The sequence below is a fragment of the Pseudomonas sp. 2995-1 genome (assembly GCF_002742505.1).
Lineage (GTDB): Bacteria > Pseudomonadota > Gammaproteobacteria > Pseudomonadales > Pseudomonadaceae > Aquipseudomonas > Aquipseudomonas sivasensis.
Window position 1 is genome coordinate 79,744 of sequence record NZ_LJSA01000332.1, and the last position, 25,528, is coordinate 105,271.

The following is a 25,528-nucleotide window of genomic DNA, read 5'->3' on the forward strand; positions in this document are numbered from 1 at the left end:
TAACTCGATCAAATTGTAGGAGGAGGCTTGCCCTTGATAGCGGTGGGCCAGTCACTTTATTTATCGACTGACACTCCCTCATAGGGGGGCAAGCCCCCTCCCACATTGGCCTTTCATTTCAATCAGACGACAGCGTTGTAGAACTGCTCGCTGCTCTTCTGCTCGACCAACGCCTGCTCAATCGCCGCTTGATGCACTTCATCGGCGTGCTCTTCACGGGCTTCCGGCAGGATGCCCAGGCGCGAGAACAGTTGCATGTCCTTGTCGGCCTGCGGGTTGGCGGTGGTCAGCAGTTTGTCGCCGTAGAAAATCGAGTTGGCGCCGGCGAAAAACGCCAGGGCCTGCATCTGCTCGTTCATGGCTTCACGGCCGGCGGACAGCCGAACATGGGATTGAGGCATCAGGATGCGCGCCACGGCGAGCATCCGGATGAAGTCGAACGGGTCGATGTCTTCGGCGTTTTCCAGCGGCGTACCGGCCACTTTCACCAGCATGTTGATCGGCACCGATTCCGGATGCTCCGGCAGGTTGGCCAACTGGATCAGCAGGTTGGCACGGTCGTCGAGGGACTCGCCCATGCCGAGGATGCCGCCGGAACAGATCTTCATCCCCGAATCACGTACATAGGCCAGGGTTTGCAGGCGCTCGCTGTAGGTGCGGGTGGTGATGATGCTGCCGTAGAACTCCGGCGAGGTGTCCAGGTTGTGGTTGTAGTAGTCGAGGCCGGCCTGGGCCAGGGCTTCGGTCTGGTCCTGGTCAAGACGGCCGAGGGTCATGCAGGTTTCCAGGCCCATGGCCTTCACGCCTTTGACCATCTGCAGCACGTACGGCATGTCTTTGGCCGACGGGTGTTTCCAGGCGGCGCCCATGCAGAAGCGCGTCGAACCGATGGCCTTGGCGCGGGCGGCCTCTTCGAGGACCTTCTGCACTTCCATCAGCTTTTCTTTTTCCAGGCCAGTGTTGTAGTGGCCCGACTGCGGACAATATTTGCAATCTTCCGGACAGGCGCCGGTTTTGATCGACAGCAGCGTCGACACCTGCACACGGTTCGCGTCGAAATGCGCACGGTGTACGGTCTGCGCCTGGAACAACAGGTCATTGAACGGCTGCACAAACAGTGCTTTGACTTCAGCCAGGGACCAATCGTGACGCAAGGTGGCGGTGATGCTGGCGCTCATGGGCGATTCCTTGATTATGCTTTGGCAAACGCTGCGGGAAGGGCAATACCCACAGGCGCGACACGGATGCTCGGCATATTTAAGGAAGATTCATGCACTGTCAACCAAGATACAAACACGAAGTTTACATCTGGTTAAAAAACATACGCACCTGTTTAATCTGCGATGAGGCCACAGAAACAGACGATTGTGTGTGCAACGTCTGCGAAACCGAGCTGCCCTGGCTGATGGATCACTGCCAGACCTGCGCGTTACCCTTGGCAATGGACGGTTTGATCTGCGGCCAATGCGTGAAACACCCCCCCGCCTTTAAACAAGTAATCGCCCCCTGGACCTACAGCTTTCCCGTGGACACCTTGATCAGTCGCTTCAAGCACCAGGCGCGCTGGCCACTCGGGCATCTACTGGGGCACTTGCTGGGGCAACACCTGCGGGATCGCTTCGACAACAACGAACTCACCCGCCCAGACGTTCTGCTGCCGGTACCCATGGCCCGCCAGCGCTTGCGCGAGCGTGGTTATAACCAGGCGCTGATGCTGGCGCGCTGGCTCAGTGCCGACCTGAATATCCCCTACGATGAACACCTGTTATTACGCCCCCATGAAACCATGGCGCAACAGACCCTCGACGCCAAGGCGCGCAAACGCAACCTGCTCAACGCCTTCGCCCTGCCCCCTGATGCCCTTGTACAAGGCCGCCACCTGGCGCTGGTGGACGACGTGCTCACCACCGGCGCCACCGCCCACAGCCTGGCGCGGCTGTTGATCAACGCCGGCGCGCGACAGGTGGACGTGTACTGCCTGGCCCGCACACCCAAGCCCGGCACTTGACTCTCATGCCTCACAGCCGCAACGTCCGCTCATCCCAACACAGCATATGCCCATGTCTCTTCCGACTTTACTGAGCCAACACATCGTCCGCCGCCCCCAACGCATCGCCCTGCTGGGGCATATCGCCGAACAGGGCTCCATCACCCGCGCCGCCAAGAGTGCTGGCTTGAGTTACAAGGCCGCTTGGGATGCCATTGATGAACTGAACAACCTCGCGCAAAAACCGCTGGTAGAACGCAGCGTCGGCGGCAAAGGCGGCGGCGGCGCCAGGCTCACGGCTGAAGGGGAACGGGTATTGCGCCTCTATCAACGCCTGCAAGCCTTGCAGGCTGAGGTGCTGGGCTCGGACGAAGCCGCCAGTGACTTCAATCTGCTGGGCCGTCTGATGCTGCGAACCAGCGCGCGCAACCAGTTGCATGGCTTGGTCATCAGAATTGAAAGCCATGGACGCAACGACCTGATTCATTTGCAACTCGCGGGTGGATTGACCCTCGCGGCGCAAATCACCCACGACAGCACACAACGGCTGGAGCTGGAGATCGGCGTGGAAGTCGTCGCGCTGATCAAGGCTGGCTGGCTGGAATTGCTGGCACCGGATGGCGCCGTAACACTCGGACACAATTGTATGAGCGGGACGCTAGACGCCATTCTCCACGCCGAGGACGGTCCCAGCGAAGTGCGTATCGCCCTGCCCAATGGCCAGGTTTTATGCGCCCTGGCGCAGCCCGACGTACTCATCGCCCTGGAAGCCGCCGAAGGCCAGGCGATCCAAGTGCAATTTGCCCCCAGTCATGTGCTGCTCGGCACACCGGTCTGAGCCGCAGAGTTCTTCAAACTGCAACAACTTCGTCACACCCGCTCCTTATGGTGTCTGCAAAAACCGCAGGGAGCCTGAGATGAGCCTATTAGAAGAAAACCAAGCCACCGACCTTGAACAGATGGTTGGCCTCACCCGCCGCCGCTTCATCGGCGCCGGCGCCCTGTGCGGTGCCGCGATGTTCCTGGGCGGCAACCTCCTGAGCCGCAGCGCACTGGCCGTGAACGCCGCTTCCGCCAGCCCGCTGCTGGGGTTTGCCAGCATCGCTGCCGCCACCAGCGACACCATCACCTTGCCGCCGGGCTACAGCGCCTCGGTGCTGATCAGTTGGGGGCAGCCGCTGCACAAAAGCGCGCCGGCCTTCGACCCTTCCGGCAACGGCACGGCCAAGGCCCAGGAACAACAATTCGGCGACAACAACGATGGCATGAGCCTGTTCGCCTTCCCCGGCGACGACAACCGCGCGCTGATGGCGATCAACAACGAATACACCAATTACCGCTATCTCTACGCCCACGGCGGCGCGCCGCAATCGGCGGAAGATGTGCACAAGGCCCTGGCCAGCGAAGGCGTGTCGGTAATTGAAGTGCGGCGCAAGGGTGACACCTGGCAGTTCGTCCAGGACTCGCGTTACAACCGCCGTATCCACGGCAACTCGCCAATCCGCCTGAGCGGCCCCGCTGCTGGCCACGACTGGCTGAAAACCAGCGCCGACAAATCCGGCAAGAAAGCCCTCGGTACCTTCCAGAACTGCGCCAACGGCAAGACACCCTGGGGCACTTATCTGACGTGTGAAGAAAACTTCACCGACTGCTTCGGCAGCAGCAACCCACAACAAACTTTCGACGCCGCACAGAAACGCTACGGCGTGGTGGCCGCCAGTAAAGACATCAACTGGCACCAGCACGACCCACGCTTCGACTTGGCCAAGAACCCCAACGAACTCAATCGTCATGGCTGGGTGGTGGAAATCGACCCATTCGACCCGCAATCCACCCCGGCCAAACGCACGGCGCTGGGCCGCTTCAAACACGAAAACGCCGCCCTCGCTGAAACCCGCGACGGCCGCGCGGTGGTGTACATGGGCGACGACGAGCGCGGTGAGTTCATCTACAAGTTCGTCAGCCGCGACAAGATCAACCACAAGAACCCCAAGGCCAACAAGGACTTGCTCGACCACGGCACCTTGTACGTGGCGATCTTCGACGCGGGCAACGGCGATGCCGACCATCCCAAGGGCAAGGGCCAGTGGGTCGAGTTGACCCATGGAAAAAACGGTATCGACGCCAGCAGCGGTTTCGCCAACCAGGCAGAAGTGCTGATCCACGCGCGCCTGGCCGCCAGTGTGGTCAAAGCCACGCGCATGGACCGCCCGGAATGGATCGTGGTCAGCCCCACCGATGGCCAGGTTTACTGCACCCTGACCAACAACGCCAAGCGCGGCGAAGACGGCCAACCGGTAGGCGGCCCCAACCCACGGGAAAAGAACGTCTACGGCCAGATCCTGCGCTGGAAAGCCAATGCCGATGACCACGGCGCGGCCGATTTCAGCTGGGACTTGTTTGTGGTCGCCGGCAACCCCGGCGTACACGCGGGCAAGCCCAAGGGCGGATCGTCCAACATCAACCCGCAGAACATGTTCAACAGCCCCGACGGCCTGGGCTTCGACAAGGCCGGACGCCTGTGGATCCTCACCGATGGCGATTACAGCAACGCGGGCGACTTTGCCGGGATGGGCAACAACCAGATGCTCTGCGCCGACCCAGTCACCGGAGAAATCCGCCGCTTCATGGTCGGGCCGGTGGCGTGTGAAGTGACGGGTATCAGCTTCTCACCGGATCAGAAGACGTTGTTTGTGGGGATTCAGCATCCGGGGGAAACCGGCGGCTCGACTTGGCCGGAGCATCTGCCGAATGGCAAGCCGCGTTCGTCGGTGATAGCGATTCGGCGAGATGATGGCGGGATTGTCGGCGCCTGATAGACCGCTATCGGGGGCAAGCGTCCTCCCACATCAGACCGCATTCCTACAGGATAAACGCGGTCACCTGTGGGAGGACACTTGCCCCCGATGACAATGGCACAGGCGCCCCCTATCTCAGGCTTGGTGCGTTACCATACCCGGCCGGAAGCGGCGCCCTGCTGCCCGCAGGAGTTCCCATGGCCCATCCGTTTGAAACCCTCACCCCTGACCTCGTGCTCGACGCCGTCGAAAGCATCGGTTTTCTCAGCGATGCTCGTGTTCTGGCGCTCAACAGCTACGAAAACCGCGTGTATCAGGTGGGTATCGAAGACGGTGAACCGCTGATCGCCAAGTTCTATCGCCCTCAACGCTGGACCAACGACGCGATCCTTGAAGAACACCGCTTCACCTTCGAGCTGGCCGACTGCGAAGTGCCAGTAGTCGCGCCATTGATCCACAACGGCGAGAGCCTGTTCGAACACGCCGGTTTCCGCTTCACCTTGTTCCCTCGCCGTGGCGGCCGTGCGCCAGAGCCCGGCAACCTTGATCAACTGTATCGACTCGGGCAACTGCTCGGCCGTTTGCACGCGGTGGGTTCGACCCGCCCGTTCGAACACCGTGAAGCCCTGGGCGTGAAGAACTTCGGTCACGATTCACTCAACACGCTGCTTGAAGGCAATTTCATTCCCAAAAGCCTGCTGCCGGCCTACGAGTCCGTCGCCCGCGACCTGCTCAAGCGTGTGGAAGAGGTCTACAAGGCCACACCGCACAAGAACATCCGCATGCACGGCGATTGCCACCCCGGCAACATGATGTGCCGCGACGAGATGTTCCATATCGTCGACCTGGATGACTGCCGTATGGGGCCGGCGGTGCAGGACCTGTGGATGATGCTCGCTGGCGACCGTCAGGAATGCCTGGGCCAACTGTCCGAGTTGATGGACGGCTATCAAGAGTTCCACGATTTCGACCCGCGGGAATTGGCACTCATCGAACCGCTGCGCGCCCTGCGTCTGATGCACTACAGTGCATGGCTGGCGCGGCGTTGGGACGATCCCGCCTTCCCCCACAGCTTCCCGTGGTTCGGCAGCGAGCGGTATTGGGGTGATCAGGTGCTGGCACTGCGCGAGCAGCTTTCGGCGCTCAATGAAGAGCCGCTCAAACTCTTCTGATTGCTTGTGAACGTGGGAGGGGGCTTGCACCCTCCTACACAAAGCAGACCGCATTACCTAGCCAGTCCCATTGCCTGACAAATATCCTTACAATCGCGCTTTGTTAGCTGCCTAAGCAAGGATTCTGCAATGCACGCCGCCAACCCCCGCAAGGGGTACATCCTGGGCCTGAGCGCCTATGTCATCTGGGGCTTGTTCCCGCTCTACTTCAAAGCCATCGCCAGCGTACCCGCCGCCGAGATCATCGTTCACCGTGTGCTGTGGTCGGCGTTGTTCGGCGGTTTGCTGTTGATGGTGTGGAAGCATCCCGGTTGGTTCCGCGAGCTGCGCGACAACCCCCAGCGCCTGGCGATCCTTGCCCTCAGCGGTTCGTTGATTGCCGGTAACTGGCTGACGTATGTGTGGTCGGTGAACAGTGGCCGCATGCTGGAAGCCAGCCTGGGTTACTACATCAACCCGTTGGTGAATGTACTGCTGGGCATGTTGCTTCTCGGCGAACGCTTGCGTCGCCTGCAATGGGCCGCCGTGGGCCTGGCCGCAGTGGGCGTGGCGCAACAGGTGTGGCAAGTGGGCAGTTTGCCGTGGGTGTCGTTGGTGCTGGCGCTGACCTTTGGCTTCTACGGCCTGATCCGCAAACAGGCACCGGTCAAGGCGCTACCAGGGCTGGTGGTGGAAACCTGGATGCTGGTGCCAATTGCCGTCGCGTGGCTGCTGTTAAACCCCTCCGCCCACAGTGCGCAACTGGCGTTCTGGAGTACGTCCGAAGCCTGGTGGCTGGTGGCCGCGGGTCCGGTAACGCTCATCCCGCTGGTGTGCTTCAACGCCGCCGCACGGCATTTGCCGTACACCGCGCTGGGTTTCTTGCAGTACGTCGCGCCGACCCTGGTGTTGCTCGAAGCCGTACTGCTGTTCGGCGAACACCTGGCGCCAAGCACGCTGATTGCCTTCGCCTTTATCTGGGCTGGGTTGGTGGTCTACAGCGTGGACGCCTGGCTGACCGTGCGCAAACGCTGATCAAATAACGTACAGCATCCTGCAAGCCACAGCCGGCATGGCTTGCAGGCATTCACCCCAAGGTTATCCACAGGCCCATGCAAGATTTCCATGCATAACCTTGTGGACAAATTATTCCTCGTTACGCAGCTCCACCATCAAGTCATCGGCCAAGGTTTCCAGGGATTGCTGCAAGCTCTCCAGGGACAACGATGGTGGCACCTGCAACAACGCTTCAGCCGTGAACAGCGGGTCGCCACTCATAGGGGCCGGGCGCACATCCGTGCTCAAGCGCTCCAGGTTCACGCCCTGCTGACTCAATAACGCTGTGATCTCACGCACGATGCCCGAACGGTCATTGCCCACCAACGTCATCACAATTGGTTTGGACGCCGAGGCCTGCCCAGTGCTTCCCTCACCCACCAACACGCGAATGCCGTGTGTGGATAAGTCCTCCAGCGCCCCCAATAACGCCTGACGGCTTTCCGTAGGTACGCTGACCCGCAGGATCCCGGCAAACTGCCCGGCCATATGGGCCATGCGGCTTTCCAGCCAGTTGCCACCGTGGGCGGCAATGTTCTGCGCGATGCGCTCGACCAGGCCGGGTTTGTCGGCGGCGATAATTGTGAGTACAAGATGGTCCATGGCGAAGCCCTCTGAATTCAATCTACAAGGTGGACCCGGGGGCCCACGAAAACAAATCGTGTACCATTTTTATATTTATCTGGAACAATCCAATAGTTTTTTGAGAACATCCTGTTCTCCGCTGTGACCGTACGACCAAAGTGGGTCGCTAAACGACGTATTTAGTCTAATTTTCACAACCGCAAGTCATCATGTAGTATGCCCAACCGTGCACTACATAATGAAAATCTGAAAAAGCGCATAAGCTCCGCAGAGTGAGGCAAGCAATGACTGAACACGTTCAAGTCGGTGGCCTGCAGGTCGCCAAAGTCCTGTTCGACTTCGTGAACAACGAAGCCATTCCCGGTACCGGCATCACTGCCGACCAGTTCTGGGCCGGCGCCGACAAGGTCATCCATGACCTGGCACCGAAGAACAAAGCCCTACTCGCCAAACGCGACGATTTCCAGGCGCGCATCGATACCTGGCACCAGACCCATGCCGGCCAGGCTCACGACCCGGTGGCCTACAAAGCCTTCCTGCAAGACATCGGATACCTGCTGCCAGAAGCCGCAGACTTCCAGGCTTCGACCCAAAACGTCGATGACGAAATCGCCCGTATGGCCGGCCCACAGCTGGTGGTGCCGGTGATGAATGCCCGTTTCGCCCTCAACGCCTCTAATGCGCGCTGGGGTTCGCTGTACGACGCGCTATATGGCACCGACGCCATCAGCGAAGCCGACGGCGCCGAGAAGGGCAAGGGCTACAACAAAGTGCGTGGCGACAAAGTGATTGCCTTCGCCCGTGCCTTCCTCGACGAAGCCGCGCCGCTCAGCGCCGGCAGCCACGTCGATTCCACCGGTTACAAGATCGTCGACGGCACGTTGATCGTCAGCCTCAAGGGCGGCAGCAACAGCGGCCTGCGTGACGATGCGCAACTGATCGGCTTCCAGGGCCCGGCGGCCGAGCCGATTGCGATCCTGCTCAAACACAACGGCCTGCACTTCGAAATCCAGATCGACGCCAGCACCCCGGTCGGCCAGACCGACGCCGCCGGCGTGAAAGACGTACTGATGGAAGCTGCGCTCACCACCATCATGGACTGCGAAGACTCCGTCGCCGCCGTGGATGCCGACGACAAAGTGGTGATCTACCGCAACTGGCTCGGCCTGATGAAGGGCGACTTGGCCGAAGAAGTGGCCAAGGGCGGCAAGACCTTCACCCGTACCATGAACCCTGACCGTGTCTACACCGGCATCGACGGTCAGGACGTGACGTTGCATGGCCGTTCGCTGTTGTTCGTGCGCAACGTTGGTCACTTGATGACCATCGACGCGATCCTCGACAAGAACGGCGATGAAGTGCCGGAAGGCATCCTCGACGGCCTGGTCACCAGCCTGGCGGCGGTCCACAGCCTCAACGGCAACAACACCCGCAAGAACAGCCGCACCGGCTCGGTGTACATCGTGAAGCCGAAAATGCACGGTCCGGAAGAAGCCGCGTTTACCAACGAGCTGTTCGGTCGCATCGAAGACGTGCTGAACCTGCCGCGCAACACCCTCAAGGTCGGGATCATGGACGAGGAGCGCCGCACCACGGTCAACCTCAAGGCCTGCATCAAGGCGGCCAGCGAGCGCGTGGTGTTTATTAACACCGGCTTCCTGGACCGTACCGGCGACGAAATCCACACCTCCATGGAGGCGGGCGCGATGGTGCGCAAGGCCGCCATGAAGGCCGAAAAATGGATCGGCGCCTACGAGAACTGGAACGTCGATATCGGCTTGAGCACGGGCCTGCAAGGCCGCGCACAGATCGGTAAAGGCATGTGGGCGATGCCCGACCTGATGGCCGCGATGCTCGAACAGAAAATCGCTCACCCATTGGCCGGTGCCAACACCGCCTGGGTACCGTCGCCTACGGCGGCTGCGCTGCACGCCCTGCACTATCACAAGGTTGACGTATTCGCCCGCCAGGCCGAACTGGCCACGCGCGAGCGCGCCTCGGTGGACGACATCCTGACCATCCCCCTGGCCAGCAACACCGATTGGTCCGAGGAAGAAATCCGCAACGAGCTGGACAACAACGCCCAGGGCATCCTCGGCTACGTGGTCCGCTGGATCGACCAGGGCGTCGGCTGCTCCAAAGTGCCGGACATCAACGATGTGGGCCTAATGGAAGACCGCGCCACCCTGCGTATTTCCAGCCAGCACATCGCCAACTGGTTGCGCCACGGCATCGTCAACGAAGCCCAGGTGATGGAAAGCCTCAAGCGCATGGCGCCAGTGGTGGACCGTCAGAACGCAGGGGACGCGCTGTATCGCCCACTGGCCCCGGACTTCGACAGCAACATCGCGTTCCAGGCAGCGGTGGAGTTGGTGATTGAAGGGACCAAGCAACCCAACGGTTACACCGAGCCGGTGTTGCACCGTCGGCGTCGGGAGTTCAAGGCTAAAAACGGCCTGTAAATGAAAAAGCCCTGATCGAGAGATCAGGGCTTTTTCTTTGGGGCTGTGTTGTGGATGTACGCGGTCAACTGTGGGACGGGGCTTGCTCCCGATGAAGCCCGTGCAGATACCGCAAAAATCAGGAAGCCATCCCCAACTCGCGCTTGACCAGTTTCGCTAACTTCACGCTGTCGATCGGCTTGAGCAAAAAGTCCACCACACTCAAATGCATCGCATCGATCACATCCGGCGCTTCGGCGTCCCCCGACATGATGATGATCGGCAGCGCCGCGCGGGTGGATTCGCGCACTTGGCGGATCAACTCCAGGCCATTGCTCGGTGCCATGCGCAAGTCGGTGATCAGCAAACCGATGGAGCTGCTGGATTTCAACAAATTCCACGCTGCCTCACCACTCTCGGCAGTCATGCAGCGAATACCGTCCAGAGCAAGGATCTCCGCCAGCAGTTCTCGCGCATCCTTGTCGTCATCGACAATCAGCACGCGTTGCGGCGGTAAATCAGGCTCCAGCATCACGGCGCTCAGGGCCTCGCGCTCGGCATCACTCAAAATATCGTGGTCGGACATACGGTTCTCAACAATTTTCATCAATCTCCCAGCACACTCGTCAGACATCTGCGGAAGGGCGATCAATGTGCACTTCGTCGGAAAGTTTGACTAGTGGGTGTTCCACGGGGTTTGGACGATATTCATGTAAGGTTTTTCCCTAGCTCTACGCTGTTTTCATCGACCTAGACTTACGTCCAATGGGCACCTATCGCGTAGGAGTCGACCATGCAGGACGATAACGACAAAAAAACTGCGGTCACTGTTATGAGTAAAGCTGATGCTTTCACGCAGGCGGGTAAAACCGCCGTGTTGCAGAACATCCACGGCACTTTGCAATTCCTGCAACGTTTCCCGCCATTCAATCAAATGGAAAATGCGCACCTGGCATTTCTGGTTGAACAGTGTCAATTACGTTTCTTCGGCCCTGGCGAGAGCATTCTCAAGCCGTCGGGCGGGCCGGTGGAGCACTTTTACATCGTCAAACAAGGCCGCGTCGTGGGCGAACGACCGGACTCGGCAGAAACCACCTTCGAAATCACCACTGGCGAGTGCTTCCCCCTTGCTGCGCTTTTAGGTGAACGAGCCACGCGCACCGAGCATAAAGCCGCCGAAGACACCTTCTGCCTGCAACTGAACAAGCCCGCCTTTATCAAACTGTTTGCCCTCTCCAGCCCGTTTCGCGACTTTGCCCTGCGCGGCGTCAGCAGCCTGCTGGATCAGGTCAACCAGCAAGTGCAGCAAAAAGCCGTGGAAACCCTAGGCACGCAGTATTCGCTCAATACCCGTCTGGGCGAATTGGCCATGCGCCACCCGGTAATGTGCAGCCCGGACACGCCGCTGCGCGAAGCGGTGACGCTGATGCACGAGCAACAGGTGGGCAGCATTGTGATCGTCGACGTCCATCAGTCGCCCCTGGGGATTTTTACCCTGCGCGACCTGCGCCAAGTGGTCGCCGACGGCACCAGCGATTTCAGCCAGGCGATCGACAGTCACATGACCCAGGCGCCGTTTTTCCTGACCCCGGACCACAGCGCATTCGACGCCGCCATCGCCATGACCGAACGGCATATCGCCCACGTGTGCCTGGTCAAGGACCAGCGCCTGTGTGGCGTGGTATCCGAACGCGATCTGTTTTCCCTGCAACGGGTCGATCTGGTGCACCTGGCCCGCACCATCCGCAATGCGCCCCGGGTGGAGAACCTGGTGGCGATTCGCGGCGAGATTGGCCAGTTGGTCGAGCGAATGCTCGCCCATGGCGCGTCATCCACCCAGATCACTCACATCATTACCCTGCTCAACGATCACACGGTGTGTCGAGTAATCGAGTTGACCCTCGCCGAAAAAGGCGACCCCGGCGTGCCGTTCAGTTGGTTGTGTTTCGGCAGCGAAGGCCGCCGCGAGCAGACGCTGTACACCGACCAGGACAACGGCATTCTGTTCGAGGCCAAGGACGCGGTGGAGGCCGCCGAGATTCGCGGTCGGTTGCTGCCCCTGGCGCAGCAGATCAACCAGAGCTTGGCGCTGTGCGGGTTCAGCCTGTGCAAGGGCAATATCATGGCCGGCAACCCCGAGCTGTGCCTATCGCGGGCGGAATGGGCGCGGCGGTTTGCGGCGTTTATTCGTGAAGCAACGCCGGAGAACCTGTTGGGTTCGAGCATCTATTTTGATCTGCGGGTGGTGTGGGGCGATGAACAGGGGGGCGATTTTTTGCGCCAAAACGTCCTGGATCAGGTCGCAGACAACCGGCTTTTTCAACGCATGCTTGCCGAGAACGCCTTGCGCCAACGGCCACCTGTAGGACGTTTCCGCGAATTCGTGCTGACACGCAAAAGCGGTGAAAAAGCCACGCTCGACCTCAAGGTGCAGGGCCTCACACCGTTTGTCGACGGCGCGCGCCTGCTGGCGCTGGCCAATGGCATCCACGCCAACAACACCCTAGAGCGTCTGCGCCAGTTGGTGGCCAAGGAAGTCATCGAGCCGCTGGACGGCGCCGCGTATGAAGAGGCGTACCACTTTATCCAGCAAACCCGCATGCAGCAGCACCAGTTACAGACCCGCGAGAACCAGCCGTATTCCAACCGCGTCGACCCCGATAGCCTCAACCACCTGGACCGGCGCATTCTGCGCGAATCCCTGCGCCAGGCCCAACGCCTGCAAAGCAGCCTGACGTTGCGGTATCAACTGTGAGTTTATTCGACTGGTTACGTGCGAAAAAACCTGGCCTTGATGCCGCGCAACAACGGCGCCTGGTGCAACTGCCCAAGCCCGCGGCATTGGGCGATAACCCATTGCGTACCCAACGCTGGGTGGTGGTGGATCTGGAAACCAGCGGCCTGAATCTCAACCGTGACCAAGTGCTGTCCATCGGCGCGGTGGTGATCGAAGATGGCGCGGTGGACTTTTCACAGCTGTTCGAACGCACCCTGCAGCGCGCCGAAACAAAGCTCAGCCCCAGCGTGTTGATCCATGGTCTAGGGCCCAGCGCCATCGCCGCTGGCAGTGATCCGGTGGAAGCGCTGCTGGACTTCATGGCATTTGTCGGCGACAGCCCATTGCTGGCCTTCCATGCACCGTTCGACCAGCACATGCTCGGCCGCGCACTCAAGGACAGCCTGGGTTATCGCCTGGCGCATCCGTTTCTGGATGTGGCCGACATCGCCCCACTGCTGTGCCCCGAGGCGCCTATCCGCGAAGCCGGACTGGACGACTGGATAAACCATTTCAAACTGCACGTGGGCGAACGCCATCACGCCAGCGCCGACGCCCTGGCCACGGCGGAGCTGATGCTTATCTTATTCAGTCGTGCGCGACAACAGCAGATCGACTCCCCGAAGGCGCTTCAGGAGCGCTTGAGCCAATGGAAACGGCGCAAGCAAGCGCCCTCTTTCTAACCACTTAATAAATGACCTTTAGGTGAAAGGGCTTTCATTGTGGTGAGCGGGCTTGCCCCGCGCTGGGCTGCGAAGCAGCCCCAATCCAGGCACCGCGTTTCTTCAGCCATAACCCATTGGCAGGTGTTGGGGCCGCTTCGCAGCCCAGCGCGGGGCAAGCCCGCTCACCACAGAAAATCTAGTCACCACAGAAAACCTGCTCACCAAAGAAAGCCCCCTCACCACGCTTGAGCCAATGGAAACGGCGCAAGCAAGCGCCTCTTTCTAACCACTTAATAAATGACCTTTAGGTGAATGAGCTTTCATTGTGGTGAGCGGGCTTGCCCCGCGCTGGGCTGCGGAGCAGCCCTAATCCAGGCACCGCGTTTCTTCAGTCATAACCCATTGGCAGGTGTTGGGGCCGCTTCGCAGCCCAGCGCGGGGCAAGCCCGCTCACCACAGAAAATCTAGTCACCACAGAAAGCCTACTCACCAAAGAAAGCCCAGTCACCATAGAAAGCCCCCTCACCACGCTTGAGCCAATGGAAACGGCGCAAGCAAGCGCCTCTTTCTAACCACTTAAATAAATGACCTTTAGGTGAATGAGCTTTCATTGTGGTGAGCGGGCTTGCCCCGCGCTGGGCTGCGGAGCAGCCCCAATCCAGGCACCGCGCTTCTTCAGTCATAACCCATTGGCAGGTGTTGGGGCCGCTTCGCAGCCCAGCGCGGGGCAAGCCCGCTCACCACAGAAAATCTAGTCACCACAGAAAGCCCCCTCACAACAGAAAACCTACTCACCACAGAAAGCCCCCTCACAACAGAAAACCTGCTCACCACAGAAAGCCCTCACCACAAAGAGCCCGTCTCACCAGGCAACGCTCATCTACCAATGAGATGTCATTAAGCCTTCAACCCGACGGACGCCAATTGCGCCCATCCCACGCCTCTGACACAATCGCGAATAATTCTCGTTAGTTTAAACCCTTGTTTATTCGGTGATGCCTTGTCGTCGGTCCAGAACCCACACAGTGAGCTTGTTGGCGCGTTGTATCGCGACCATCGTGGCTGGCTGTTGGCCTGGCTGCGGCGCAACGTGGCCTGCCCGAGTCGCGCCGAAGACCTGAGTCAGGACACCTTCATGCGCCTGCTGGGCCGTGACGAGCTGCGCGCCCCCCGCGAGCCACGGGCATTTCTGGTGGCGATCGCCAAAGGCTTGCTGTTCGACTACTTCCGTCGCGCCGCCTTGGAACAGGCCTATCTCGCCGAATTAATGCTAGTCCCGGAAAGCGAACACCCTTCTGCGGAAGAACAGCAACTTATCCTGGAAGACCTCAAGGCCATCGACCGCCTGCTCGGCAAGCTGTCGAGCAAGGCCCGCGCCGCGTTCCTCTATAACCGCCTCGACGGCCTGGGCCACGCGGAAATCGCCCAGCGCCTCGGCGTGTCAGTACCCCGTGTGCGCCAGTACCTGGCCCAGGGCATTCGCCAGTGCTACATCGCGTTGTATGGCGAACCGTTGTGAGTGCGATCAGCTCAAAACCGGTCTCGGCCCGTGTGCTGGATGCGGCGATTGCCTGGCAGCTGTCCCTGGATTCCGGCGACGGCAGCGCGGTGGAACGTGAAGAGTTCAGCAAATGGTTGGCCAGTAATGAAGAACACGCTCGCGCCTGGCGCCAGTTGGGGATGCTCGACCAGCGCTTTGGCGTAGCCTCGGGCCCGGCGCGGGCGGCGTTGTTGCAATCGCGTGAAGGTATTCGCCAACGGGTGCGCAAGCTCGGTACTGGCCTGGCGAGTATCGCGCTGGTGTGCGGTTTGGCGTTGTTTGCCGGCGAGCGTTATGTGCCGATCCACTATTGGCTGGCCGACCAACGCACCGCCACCGGCGAACAGCGCACGCTGAAACTGGCGGACGGCACGCAGATCAACCTCAATACCCACAGCGCCATCGACGTACGCTTTGATGAAAAACGCCGGCTGATCGTGTTGCAGGAAGGCGAAATCCTCGTCGAGACCGGCCACAACGACGCGCGCCCGTTCTACGTGCAAACCCGCGACGGCAGCCTGCGGGCACTGGGCACGCGGTTTATCGTCAGGCGCGAAGACGACGCCACGCGGTTGAGCGTCTTGCAATCGGCAGTCGCGGCGCAGCCGCAAGCATTGCATCAAGAACAGATTTTCAAGGAAGGCCAGCAAGTGCTGATGCGTGGCGACGGCCTCGGCCCAGCGCTGGCCGTCACCCCTGCCACCGACGCCTGGACCCGCGGCATGCTGGTGGTCGACAACGCCCGCCTGGGCGATGTGGTGGATGAGCTCAGCCGCTACCGCACCGGCTACTTGGGTGTGGATAAAAACGTGGCTGACCTGCGCATCACTGGCAGCTTCCCGCTGCACGACACCACCCTTGCGCTCAACGCTCTGCTGCCGACCCTGCCGGTGCGGATCGAGCAGCACACGCCGTGGTGGGTAACGGTCACGGGTAAGCCATAGGTTCTGGGGTGGCTGGGCTATCGCTATCGACGATTCGACTTGCTCCCGATGAGGCCCTCACACCCACCGCAAAAATATTTCGATCCTGCCCTATCACTTCTCGATTCTCGTTCGGCACATAGGCAATTGCGAATTACTTCCATTCAGGAGCCGCCCCATGTCCCGCACGCTAGACACCTTGTTGCGCCCCAGCCTGTTAGCCGTGGCCATAGCCCTCAGCGCCCCGCTGGCCAGCCCTTCACTGTTTGCCGCCGAACAAGCGTCCAGCGTGCGCGCCTACAACCTGCCGGCTGCACCGCTGGCCACCACCCTGAACCAAATCGCCAGCCAGGCCGGCCTCGCGCTGACCCTCAACCCGTCGCTGGCCGCCGGCAAGACCTCGGCGCCGGTCCAGGGCCAGTTCGATGCACAAGGTGCACTGCGCGAGGCGTTGCGTGGGACTGGGTTGCAATTGGAACAGGGTGGTGCGGGGACGTTTACCTTGGTGGCGATTCCTGAGGGGGTTGTGGCGTTGCCAGAGACCAGCATCACCGGACAGGGCAGTTATGAAAGCGCATGGGGGCCGGTGGATGGTTATGTCGCCACCCGCACAGCGGCTGGCACCAAGACCGATACTCCTATCGCCGAGTTGCCTCGCTCGGTCACGGTGATCACTCGCCAGCAAATGGAAGACCGCTCCGTTCTCAACCTTAACGATGCACTGCGTTACACCGCTGGCGTGCAGAGCAGTGGCTACGGATCAGACTCGCGCAGTGACTGGCTGCTGGTACGCGGGTTTGTCCCAACCCAATTCCTTGACGGCCTGCCATTGCCCAAAGGCAACTACGCCACGCCGAAGATTGACACCTGGAACCTGGAACGCATCGCAGTCCTCCGAGGTCCGGCCTCGTCGGTCTACGGGCAAACCCCACCCGGCGGTTTGCTGGATATGGTCAGTCGCCGCCCCCAGGCCGAAAGCTCGAACGAAATTGAAGTTCAGGCAGGCAGCAATAACCACAAACAGATCAACTTCGATAGCACCGGCAAGATCGACGATGAAGGACAGTTCCTCTACCGCGTAAGCGGCGTGGTGCGCGACAGCAACACCGCCGTCGACCACATCCCGGACAAGCGCTACAACGTCGCACCCAGCCTGACGTGGAATATCAACGACGACACCAGGTTCACGCTGCTGACCCAGTTCACCCGCGACGATACGGGTATCACCGGGCAGTTCCTGCCACTGCAAGGCACCAAGTTGAGTTCACCGGCCGGCAAGATTTCCCACCACAAAAACCTGGGCGATCCGGACTGGGAATTCTATGACCGCACTTACTACGCGCTGGGTTACGCGTTCGAGACGCGCCTGAACGACACCTGGCAGTTCCACCAAAACCTGCGTTACACCAAGAATGACCTGTCCTTCCAGGGCATTACCGCCGGTGGCGCGTTCTTTCCAAATGGGCCTGAAGTTGCGGTTGATGCCGATGGCGACGTGAGTCGTTCCGCTGGCAAGGTCGATGAAAACATCGGCCAATTCGCCGTCGACAACAACTTCCAGGCAGACTTCAAGACCGGCGCAATCAATCACACCCTGCTGCTGGGTCTCGACCACCAGCGCTCCGACAGCGATGCGCGCTGGTTGTGGGGATCGGCGGGCGTGCCGACCATCAACTTCAACCGTCCGGTGTATGGGCAGGACTTCTCGAAAGTCACCTACTTCACCATGTATGACTACAACCAGAAGACCCAGCAGACCGGCCTCTACCTTCAAGACCAAATGGCCCTCGACAACTGGCGCCTGACCCTCGGCGGGCGTGAAGACTGGGTCCATACCGGCACCACGTTTCATAACCTCAACGACGCAACCAATACTCAGCGTGACAAACATTTCAGCGGTAACGCGGCGCTGAGCTATGTCTTCGACAACGGCATCACTCCGTACCTGTCCTACGCTGAATCATTCCAGGCCGGCTCGGGTACACAAGTAGCCAGCACCGGAGCATTTAAGCCCACCGAAGGCAAGCAATATGAAGCCGGTATCAAATACCAGCCTCCCGGCACCAAAGCATTATTCACCGCTGCAGTGTTCGACCTGACACAACAAAACACCTCGGTCACCGAAGGCAGCATCACTCGCCAAGTCGGTGAGGTACGGGTTCGAGGCCTTGAACTGGAAGCCAGTGCCGACGTCACCGAAAGCCTCAAGCTCGTAGGTTCCTACACCTATAACGACAGTGAAATCACCGAAGGGGTTGCGGCAGAAAAAGGCAATCGCCTGAACCAGTTGCCTCGCAACCAAGCCACAGGCTGGGCCGACTACACCTGGCACAGCGGCATGCTGGACGGGTTCGGCGTGGGTGCAGGTGTGCGCTACGTCGGCGACACCTACGGCAATGCTGCCAACACCGACCTCGGTCATGTGGGGTCCTACACCGTATATGACGCCTCCGTGCACTACGACCTGGGCCGCGTAAACAGTTCTATGAAAGGTGTGACGGTGGCGGTCGACGCCAAGAACATCTTCAACAAGGATTACCTGTCGACCTGCGACGGCTTCTACTGCTACTACGGCGACCAGCGTAACGTGGTCGCCAGCGTGAACTACAAATTTTAAGACGGTGAAAAACCGCTGATGAAGGGCCGCCTGAACTGCGGCCCTTTTGCCTTTTGGAGCCGTGATGAAAAGCAAAACCATCCGCCGCTGGTCCTTCATCCACACTTGGACCAGCCTGATCTGCACCGTATTCCTCCTGCTGCTCGCCCTCACCGGCCTGCCCCTGGTGTTTCACCATGAGATCGACCATCTGCTGGGCAACGAGCCCACACTGGCGCAGATGCCTGCCGATACGCCGCAGCTCAACCTTGAGCAACTGGTCGCCAAGGCGCAGGACCATCGCCCCGGTGAAGCCATGCAATACCTGGCGTGGGACGAGGACGACAAGAACGGTGTGATCGCGATCATGGCCGCCACTGCGGGCACTGAGCCCAATTCGTCCCACACCTTTATGCTCGACGCGCGCACCGGCGAGTCGGTGGAGATGCCTTCGGCCAATGGCGGTTTCACGCTGTTCCTGCTGCGTCTGCATGTGGACATGTTCGCCGGGCTGCCGGGCAAGTTGCTGCTGGCGTTCATGGGCGTGTTGTTTGTGCTGGCGATCATCTCCGGCACAGTGTTGTACCTGCCGTTTATGCGCCGATTGAAGTTCGCCACTGTGCGCCAGGACAAATCCACCCGCCTGCGCTGGCTGGATCTGCACAACCTGATCGGCGTGGTCACCCTGACCTGGGCGCTGGTGGTGGGCGTGACCGGCGTGATCAGCGCCTGCGCCGACCTGATCATCGCCGCGTGGCGTCAGGACAGCCTCAGCGCGATGATCGAACCGTACAAGAATGCCCCGCCGCTGACCCAGCGTGCCCCAGCAACGGAACTGCTGACCATCGCCGCCAAGGCCGCCCCTGGTATGCAGCCGGATTTTATCGCCTTTCCTGGTACACGCTTTTCCAGCGAGCATCATTACGCGGTGTTCATGAAAGGCAGCACCCACCTGACCTCGCACCTGCTCACGCCGGTGCTGATCGACGCGAGCACCCTGGCCGTCACCGCCGTTGCCGAACGGCCGTGGTACATGGACGCCATGGGCATGTCCCAGCCGCTGCACTTCGGTGACTACGGCGGCATGCCGATGAAAATCCTGTGGGCGGTGCTGGATGTGTTGACCATCGTTGTGCTGATCAGCGGGATTTATCTGTGGATCGTCCGGCGCAAGGCGGGCAAGGCATGAAGCCAAGACAGTCGAGTTTCTGGAAGGTATTTGGCATCCCGCTGGGGATTGGCCTGCTCAGCGCCGCCGGGTTGTTTGCGGCGTTGCTGGGTGATGGGCTGTGGGATTCGTTGAGTTGGGTGGGGTTGGGGATACCGGCCGCCATTGGCATGTGGGTGTTGTTCAAGCAGCGTGGCTGAGGGCGCTATCGGGGGCAAGCCCCTCCCACAGGTGTTCCGCGTTCGTCATGACAACTCGGTCAACCGTGGGAGGGGCGGTGCGACGATTCGACTTGCCCCGATGAGGCCCTCAAAAACACCCGCACTCCCCCTCGCCAGCCACCGCGCAACCCTCTAGGCTAGCCACAGTCAATTTTGAGGTTTGCCCATGCCCACTCCCAGCATGACCTTGTTCCATAACCCCGCGTCACCGTTCGTTCGTAAGGTCCGCGTGCTGCTGATCGAAACCGGCCAGCAGGATCGCGTGGCCCTGCAAGGGTGCATGCCGACCCCGGTCAACCCGGACGCGCAGGTGGTGCAAGGCAACCCCGTGGGTAAGATCCCAGCCCTGCGCCTGGCGGACGGCAGCGCATTGCACGACAGTCGGGTGATCCTTGATTACCTCGACCACCAGCATGTGGGCAACCCACTTATCCCCCGCGACGGCTCGGCCCGCTGGCGCCGCCTGACCCTGGCCTCGATGGCCGACGGCATCATGGATGCCGCCGTGCTGGTGCGTTATGAATCGACCCTGCGTCCGGTGGAGAAACATTGGGCGCCTTGGCTCGACGAGCAACGCAACAAGATCCGCCGCGCCCTCGCCGAGCTGGAACAGGATGCCATCGCCGAGCTGACCAGCCACTTCGACATTGCTTCGATCAGCGTGGCCTGCGCCCTGGGCTACCTCGACTTCCGTCATCCGGACATGCAGTGGCGAGTCGACAACCCCAAGCTTGCCGGCTGGTACGCCGAAGTCAGCCAGCGACCTTCGATGCTGGAGACCCAGCCGCCGGTCTAGCAAACCGCTCAGCTTTCCTGTGGTGAGTGGACGGTCTGTGGTAGTGGGCTGTCCGTGGTGAGCGGGCTGTCTGTGGTAGTGGGCTGTCCGTGGTGAGCGGGCTTGCCCCGCGCTGGGCTGCGAAGCGGCCCCAAAACTTGCCAATCGGGTATTGCTGAAAAAACGCGGTGTCTGGATTAGGGCTGCTTCGCAGCCCAGCGCGGGGCAAGCCCGCTCACCACAGACAACCCGTTCACCCCAAAAAACCCACTCACCACAGACAGCCCCTTCATCCCAAAAATCCACTCTCCACAGACAGCCCCTTCATCCCAAAAATCCACTCACCACAGACAGCCCCTTCATCCCAAAATCCACTCACCACAGACAGCCCTTTCACCCCAAAAATCCACTCACCACAGACAGCCCTTTCACCCCAAAAATCCACTCACCACAGACAGCCCCTTCACCCCAAAAATCCACTCTCCACAGACAGCCCCTTCATCCCAAAAATCCACTCACCACAGACCGCCCGTTCACCCCAAAAATCCACTCACCACAGACCGCCCACTCTCCACAGACCGTCCACTCACCACAGACCGCTTACTCTCCACAGCCCGCCCGCTCACCACGCAAACCTCACTCACCACAACAGCGGAAAACAGCGCGTTAATTTTCTCCACCAACTGCGACCGCTCTTGCCGATCCTCTCGTAACCCACTCATTGCACCGCCTCCAGATCAAACGCCAACGGCTCGACCACCTTGCGCTTGCCCACGCCGTACCAATCCAGCTTGCGCGTCAGCACCATCACTGTTCCCAGCAGGCCGAACAACAGCAGCGAGCCCATCAGCAGCGCGTAATCCTCGGCGCTCAACAGCCCGTACAACAAGCCGTACAACGCCGCCAACCCCGCCGAAAACCCCAGGCCGTGGGCGACGCTGCGCAGCACATGGCACACATAAAAGCCGATCAACATCACACAGGCACTCGCCGAGATCAGGTACGCCAGGGCAAAACCCAAGTGCTCGGACAACGACAACAGCAGCAGGTAGAAGAACGCCAGCGCCACACCCACCAAGGCGTATTGAATCGGGTGCACTGCCAGGCTCTTGAGCACTTCGAAGAGGAAGAAGCCGGCAAAGGTCAGGGCGATGAACAGCAGCGCGTATTTGATCGCACGGTCGCTCTTGAGGTACTGGTCCACCGGATCGATGAAGTTCACCCCGAAACTGCGGCTGTTGAAGTCCTCACAGCTGTTTTCGGACAAGCAGCCACGCAGGGCTTCTTCGAGGTTGGTGGAGAAGAACGAAGTCTGCCAGTTGGCGGTGAAGCCCTGGTCGGTGACCTCACGCTGAGCCGGCAGGAAGTTGCCGATAAAGCTCGGGTGTGGCCAGTTGGACGCGAGTGAGACCTGGCTGGTCTTGCCCACCGGCACCACTTGCAGTTGCTCGGTGCCCTGCAGGCGCAGGTCAAAGGCGAAGTCCATGGCGGCCGGTTTCTTGTTGTCCTGCGCCGGCAGTTCGACGTGTACACCTTCACCCAACCAACCGACCTGACTGCCCGGCGAGAACTCCAGGCGCTGGCTGCCCAGCTCCAGTTTCAGCGCGTTTTCGATACCGCGAATATCGCTGATGCCCACCGCCAAAAACGCCGGCTCAAAGCGGTAATCGGCATAGTTCTCGGTGATGCCCCATTGCTCCGGCAGCACAAAACGCCCGCTGATGCGATTGTCGGCGTGGAACAGCCGAGCTTGGTAAATGCCCCGTGCGCGCAGTTCTGTCTGCACCTTGCCGTCGAGTTCAAAACGCTCCGGAAGGAAATACAAACGACCACGCACTTCACGGGTTTCTTCGTAGCGCTTGTTGAGCTTTTCATTGAGCTTCCACTCACGCACGGTCTTGCGATACGGCACCACCATCACCGGGCCGGTGAGGCGTTGGGCGTAGCTGGAGCTGCGTGCGATGTCCATCAGTACGCCGTCGCGCAGTTGCTGGCGGTCGCTGATGATGCCGTTGATCATCAGCAACGGAATCAGCAACAGCAGGATCAGCAGCGCAATCGCGCCAAGTTTGAAAAGCAGGCTGCGGTTCATGGGTCTCTCCCTGTTTTGATGGAGAGAGAGTGGGCCGCGCATGTGGGGGATTTATGTGGGCAATGTGGAGACTGTGTGGAGATGCAGTTCTACGCGCACTCCGCCAGGGACGTTACCGATCTGCAATGCGCCGCCGTGAAGCTTCATCACTTCCTCGACAAAGTTGAGGCCCAGCCCCGTGCTTTTGCGTCCGCTGGCCGGGCGTGGCAGGGAATAAAAACGTTCGCTCAGGCGCGGCAACGCGTAGTCGGGAATCGGTGCGGCCTGGTTGAACAGGCTCACCTGCACATCGTTGTGGTGCGTCAGTGCAGCGAATGCCAACAGCCCGCCAGGGGGGGTGAAATCCAAGGCGTTCTCCAGCAGATTGCCCAGTGCCTGGCGAAGGAGGAAGGGCTCGCCGAACACCTTCACATCCGCCGCAATCGTCTGCTCCACTTGCAAGCCGGCGCCCTCGATCCGCGCACATTGGGCCTTGAGCACGTCGTCGACCAAGGCTGCCAGCGGGATACTCACCTGCTCTTCCAGGCCTTGGCGTTGTTCCACTTGCGCCAGGTTCAGCAAGCGCTCGATCAACTGCTGCAGGCGTGCGCTTTCACTGTCGATATTGCCGACAAAACGCTGCTGCTGCTCGCGGGTCATATCACCCTGCAACAGCTCTGCCGCGCCACGAATCGCCGCCAATGGGCTTTTCAATTCATGGGTCAGGGTGTGCACGTAATGCTCGACGTAGGCCTTGCCCTCCAGTTGCGTGCGCATGTGCTCCACGGCAGTGGATAACTGCTTCAACTCGCCGCCACGGTAGTGAGGCAACTCGGCGCGCCGGCCTTCGCTGACCGCCTCGGCATAGGCCGTCAGCCGTCGCAGCGCGACGCTCAACCACCACGACAACAGCGCGCCCAACAGCAGGCCCAGGATGACTAATCCGGCGCCGTACCACAGCAGGCGCCGCTCAGTGCGATCCACATAAGGCTGCAATGAACTGTTGGGCTTGGCCACGGTGACCACGCCGATGATCTGGCCGTTGTCGCGGATCGGTGCACCTACGTGCATCACTGATGAAGTGGCGTCATCCGGTTGGCTGCGGGTGGAGCGGGCGCCGTATTCGCCGCGCAGCGTCAGGTAAACATCGTTCCATTTGGAGTAGTCCTGGCCCACCGCTTCGCCTGTGGAGTCGAGCAACACGATGCCTTTGGCGTCGGTGACATAGATGCGGTGGTTGACCTGGTTTTTCGGCAGGCCCCAGATGGTCGCGCCCGGCTGACGGTTCCCGTAGGCCTTGAGCAATTCCTGCCAGTGGCTTTGGCCGAGGGTGCGGTTTTTGACGTCATCGCGCAGGATCTCGGCCAACAGGTTGGCGGTGTCCACCAGGGTTTCCTCGGTAGACTGGCGCACGCCGGGGCGGATTTCCTTCATCACCGTGCTGAGCACGAAGTAACCGGTGAGGCCGATAAACAGCGCGTACACCAGGAAAATCCGCAGCCCCAGGCGCATCAGCTGTTGCTCGGGCTGTAGCTGTAGCCCAGGCCGCGATGGGTCTGGATCGGTTCGGCGTCCGCCGCCACGCTACGCAGTTTGCTGCGCAGGCTTTTGATATGGCTGTCGATATTGCGCTCGTAGCCGGCATCCGCCGGTACGCCTACCGCATCCAGCAATTGCTCGCGGCTGAACACCCGCTCGGGTTGTTCCAGCAGGCTCTGCAGCAGGCGGAATTCATGGCGCGTGAGGCTCAGGGGCTGGCCCCGATACGTGATCTGCATGCGTTCCAGGTCCACCTGGAACACCGCCGGTGCAACGCCGGGGCCGACCCGTTTGAGAATCGCCCTGACCCGCGCCGCCACTTCCCGTGGGCTGAACGGCTTGACCACATAATCATCGGCGCCGATTTCCAGCCCCACTACCCGGTCGATCTCAGCATCGCGCGCGCTGAGGAACATCACCGGCACTTCGGTGAAACGGCGCAATTGCTTGCAGGTTTCAAAACCGCTGATGTCGGGCAGGCCGATGTCGAGGATGATCAAGTCGGCGGGCGTCTGCCGCTGATGGGCCAATGCCTCCTGGCCGAGACTCAGCCAGGTGGTGGTAAAGCCCTCGCCTTGCAGGGCGAATATCAGCGTGTCGGCTATCGCCGCTTCGTCTTCGACAATCAGGATGTGGGGCATGGGTTCAAATCAGCAGTCCGGTTTGTCGGCAGTGTACCGACGAGCCGGGTTTACCGCTGCGCCAAATTCACGCAAAGCCTTGGCGCCGATCAGCAACGGATAATTGAAACTGCTGCGGTCGGTCAGGTTGACCTCGACGGTCCGCTTGACGTTGCCCAGACACATTTCCAGGTCGATCACCGGGCGCTTAGCGACGCTGGCTTCGTCCTTGTCGTCGTCTTCGTCGGCGCGGCTCTTGATCTTGCTGATGCGCGAGACCTTGTGTTCGTAGACCTTATCGGAGGCGTCCTTGCCGCCGAGACGGAAGCGCACCCAATCATCGCCATCACGGGTGAAGGTGTCGATGTCGCGGGCCGACAGCGAGGCGGTCAGCGCGCCGGTGTCCATCTTGGCCTTGAAGGTTTCGCCGATCTCCGGCAGTTGAATGTATTCGTAGCGACCGTAAAGGGTCGGTTCGGCTGCCATGACAGGCAGCGCAACGAGGGCAAGCAAGGCAAGGATAGATTTCACGTAGGTGGTTTCCTTGAATTAAGTAGGCGGATTCTAGACCGCAAAAGCGACCGTTAGTTAGTCAGCCCAACATACCCGGAACATT

21 protein-coding genes are annotated in these 25,528 nt (G+C 60.5%); 14 read left to right on the forward strand and 7 right to left on the reverse strand.

Annotated elements, in window-relative coordinates; translation table 11 throughout:
* Positions 1 to 122: 122 nt before the first annotated feature.
* Positions 123 to 1,178: a biotin synthase BioB gene (gene bioB / locus AOA61_RS09325; RefSeq protein WP_032883922.1), complete on the reverse strand. Its 1,056-nt coding sequence runs from the start codon at positions 1,176 to 1,178 to the stop codon at positions 123 to 125.
* 92 nt (positions 1,179 to 1,270) lie between these two features.
* On the opposite strand from bioB, the gene AOA61_RS09330 reads away from it, so the two are divergent.
* From AOA61_RS09330 to rarD, 5 genes are all read left to right on the forward strand, one after another.
* Complete coding sequence (locus tag AOA61_RS09330) at positions 1,271 to 2,008, forward strand: ComF family protein (RefSeq protein WP_099601644.1); 738 nt, start codon at positions 1,271 to 1,273, stop codon at positions 2,006 to 2,008.
* A 52-nt stretch (positions 2,009 to 2,060) separates the two neighbouring features.
* Positions 2,061 to 2,825 (forward strand): TOBE domain-containing protein, encoded by a 765-nt coding sequence (locus AOA61_RS09335; protein WP_099601645.1) that lies wholly within the window; start codon positions 2,061 to 2,063, stop codon positions 2,823 to 2,825.
* A gap of 79 nt (positions 2,826 to 2,904) precedes the next feature.
* Positions 2,905 to 4,803 carry a PhoX family phosphatase gene (locus tag AOA61_RS09340; protein ID WP_099601646.1) on the forward strand — a complete coding sequence of 633 codons (1,899 nt, stop codon included), beginning with the start codon at positions 2,905 to 2,907 and terminating at the stop codon, positions 4,801 to 4,803.
* Positions 4,804 to 4,982: 179 nt separating this feature from the next.
* Complete coding sequence (locus tag AOA61_RS09345) at positions 4,983 to 5,957, forward strand: serine/threonine protein kinase (RefSeq protein ID WP_032883927.1); 975 nt, start codon at positions 4,983 to 4,985, stop codon at positions 5,955 to 5,957.
* 129 nt (positions 5,958 to 6,086) lie between these two features.
* A complete protein-coding gene (gene rarD, locus AOA61_RS09350) occupies positions 6,087 to 6,971 on the forward strand; it encodes an EamA family transporter RarD (protein ID WP_099601647.1) in 885 nt (294 codons plus the stop codon).
* Between the two features lie 111 nt (positions 6,972 to 7,082).
* Here the strand turns inward: rarD and AOA61_RS09355 are convergent, their stop codons facing one another.
* Positions 7,083 to 7,595, reverse strand: coding sequence for a glycine cleavage system protein R (locus AOA61_RS09355; protein ID WP_032883932.1), 513 nt, complete (start codon positions 7,593 to 7,595; stop codon positions 7,083 to 7,085).
* 266 nt (positions 7,596 to 7,861) lie between these two features.
* On the opposite strand from AOA61_RS09355, the gene AOA61_RS09360 reads away from it, so the two are divergent.
* A complete protein-coding gene (locus AOA61_RS09360) occupies positions 7,862 to 10,039 on the forward strand; it encodes a malate synthase G (RefSeq protein ID WP_032883935.1) in 2,178 nt (725 codons plus the stop codon).
* 118 nt (positions 10,040 to 10,157) lie between these two features.
* Here AOA61_RS09360 and AOA61_RS09365 read toward each other — a convergent pair whose 3' ends face one another.
* Entirely contained in the window at positions 10,158 to 10,604 is a 447-nt protein-coding gene (locus AOA61_RS09365; protein WP_032884510.1) for a response regulator, read from the reverse strand.
* Between the two features lie 246 nt (positions 10,605 to 10,850).
* On the opposite strand from AOA61_RS09365, the gene AOA61_RS09370 reads away from it, so the two are divergent.
* The 8 genes from AOA61_RS09370 to AOA61_RS09405 all read left to right on the forward strand — a co-directional run bounded on the left by AOA61_RS09370 (position 10,851) and on the right by AOA61_RS09405 (position 20,703).
* Positions 10,851 to 12,773 carry a putative nucleotidyltransferase substrate binding domain-containing protein gene (locus AOA61_RS09370; RefSeq protein ID WP_032884511.1) on the forward strand — a complete coding sequence of 641 codons (1,923 nt, stop codon included), beginning with the start codon at positions 10,851 to 10,853 and terminating at the stop codon, positions 12,771 to 12,773.
* Positions 12,770 to 13,477 (forward strand): PolC-type DNA polymerase III, encoded by a 708-nt coding sequence (locus AOA61_RS09375; protein ID WP_099601648.1) that lies wholly within the window; start codon positions 12,770 to 12,772, stop codon positions 13,475 to 13,477. Before AOA61_RS09370 ends, AOA61_RS09375 begins: the two co-directional genes overlap by 4 nt.
* 982 nt (positions 13,478 to 14,459) lie before the next feature.
* Positions 14,460 to 14,978, forward strand: a complete 519-nt coding sequence (locus AOA61_RS09380) for an RNA polymerase sigma factor (protein WP_032883939.1) — start codon at positions 14,460 to 14,462, stop codon at positions 14,976 to 14,978.
* Positions 14,975 to 15,943, forward strand: a complete 969-nt coding sequence (locus tag AOA61_RS09385; protein ID WP_099601649.1) for a FecR domain-containing protein — start codon at positions 14,975 to 14,977, stop codon at positions 15,941 to 15,943. The genes AOA61_RS09380 and AOA61_RS09385 overlap by 4 nt, the downstream gene beginning before the upstream one ends.
* Positions 15,944 to 16,100: 157 nt before the next feature.
* On the forward strand, positions 16,101 to 18,539 hold the full coding sequence (locus tag AOA61_RS09390; protein ID WP_099601650.1) for a TonB-dependent siderophore receptor: 2,439 nt from the start codon (positions 16,101 to 16,103) through the stop codon (positions 18,537 to 18,539).
* 64 nt (positions 18,540 to 18,603) lie between these two features.
* A complete protein-coding gene (locus AOA61_RS09395; RefSeq protein ID WP_099601651.1) occupies positions 18,604 to 19,707 on the forward strand; it encodes a PepSY domain-containing protein in 1,104 nt (367 codons plus the stop codon).
* Positions 19,704 to 19,886, forward strand: coding sequence for a hypothetical protein (locus tag AOA61_RS09400; protein WP_099601652.1), 183 nt, complete (start codon positions 19,704 to 19,706; stop codon positions 19,884 to 19,886). Before AOA61_RS09395 ends, AOA61_RS09400 begins: the two co-directional genes overlap by 4 nt.
* Positions 19,887 to 20,073: 187 nt before the next feature.
* The gene (locus tag AOA61_RS09405; RefSeq protein WP_099601653.1) at positions 20,074 to 20,703 is read left to right on the forward strand and encodes a glutathione S-transferase; all 630 of its coding nucleotides are present in this window, start codon (positions 20,074 to 20,076) and stop codon (positions 20,701 to 20,703) included.
* A gap of 697 nt (positions 20,704 to 21,400) precedes the next feature.
* On the opposite strand, the gene creD is transcribed toward AOA61_RS09405, so the two are convergent.
* From creD to AOA61_RS09430, 4 genes are read right to left on the reverse strand one after another with little or no spacing between them, the layout of a single operon-like run.
* Positions 21,401 to 22,774 carry a cell envelope integrity protein CreD gene (gene creD / locus AOA61_RS09415; RefSeq protein ID WP_099601655.1) on the reverse strand — a complete coding sequence of 458 codons (1,374 nt, stop codon included), beginning with the start codon at positions 22,772 to 22,774 and terminating at the stop codon, positions 21,401 to 21,403.
* Between the two features lie 51 nt (positions 22,775 to 22,825).
* Complete coding sequence (gene creC, locus AOA61_RS09420; protein WP_099601656.1) at positions 22,826 to 24,265, reverse strand: two-component system sensor histidine kinase CreC; 1,440 nt, start codon at positions 24,263 to 24,265, stop codon at positions 22,826 to 22,828.
* Positions 24,265 to 24,933: a two-component system response regulator CreB gene (gene creB, locus AOA61_RS09425; protein ID WP_032883959.1), complete on the reverse strand. Its 669-nt coding sequence runs from the start codon at positions 24,931 to 24,933 to the stop codon at positions 24,265 to 24,267. The genes creC and creB overlap by 1 nt, the downstream gene beginning before the upstream one ends.
* Before the next feature lie 9 nt (positions 24,934 to 24,942).
* Entirely contained in the window at positions 24,943 to 25,443 is a 501-nt protein-coding gene (locus AOA61_RS09430) for an ATP-dependent zinc protease (protein WP_032883961.1), read from the reverse strand.
* Between the last annotated feature and the right edge of the window lie 85 nt (positions 25,444 to 25,528).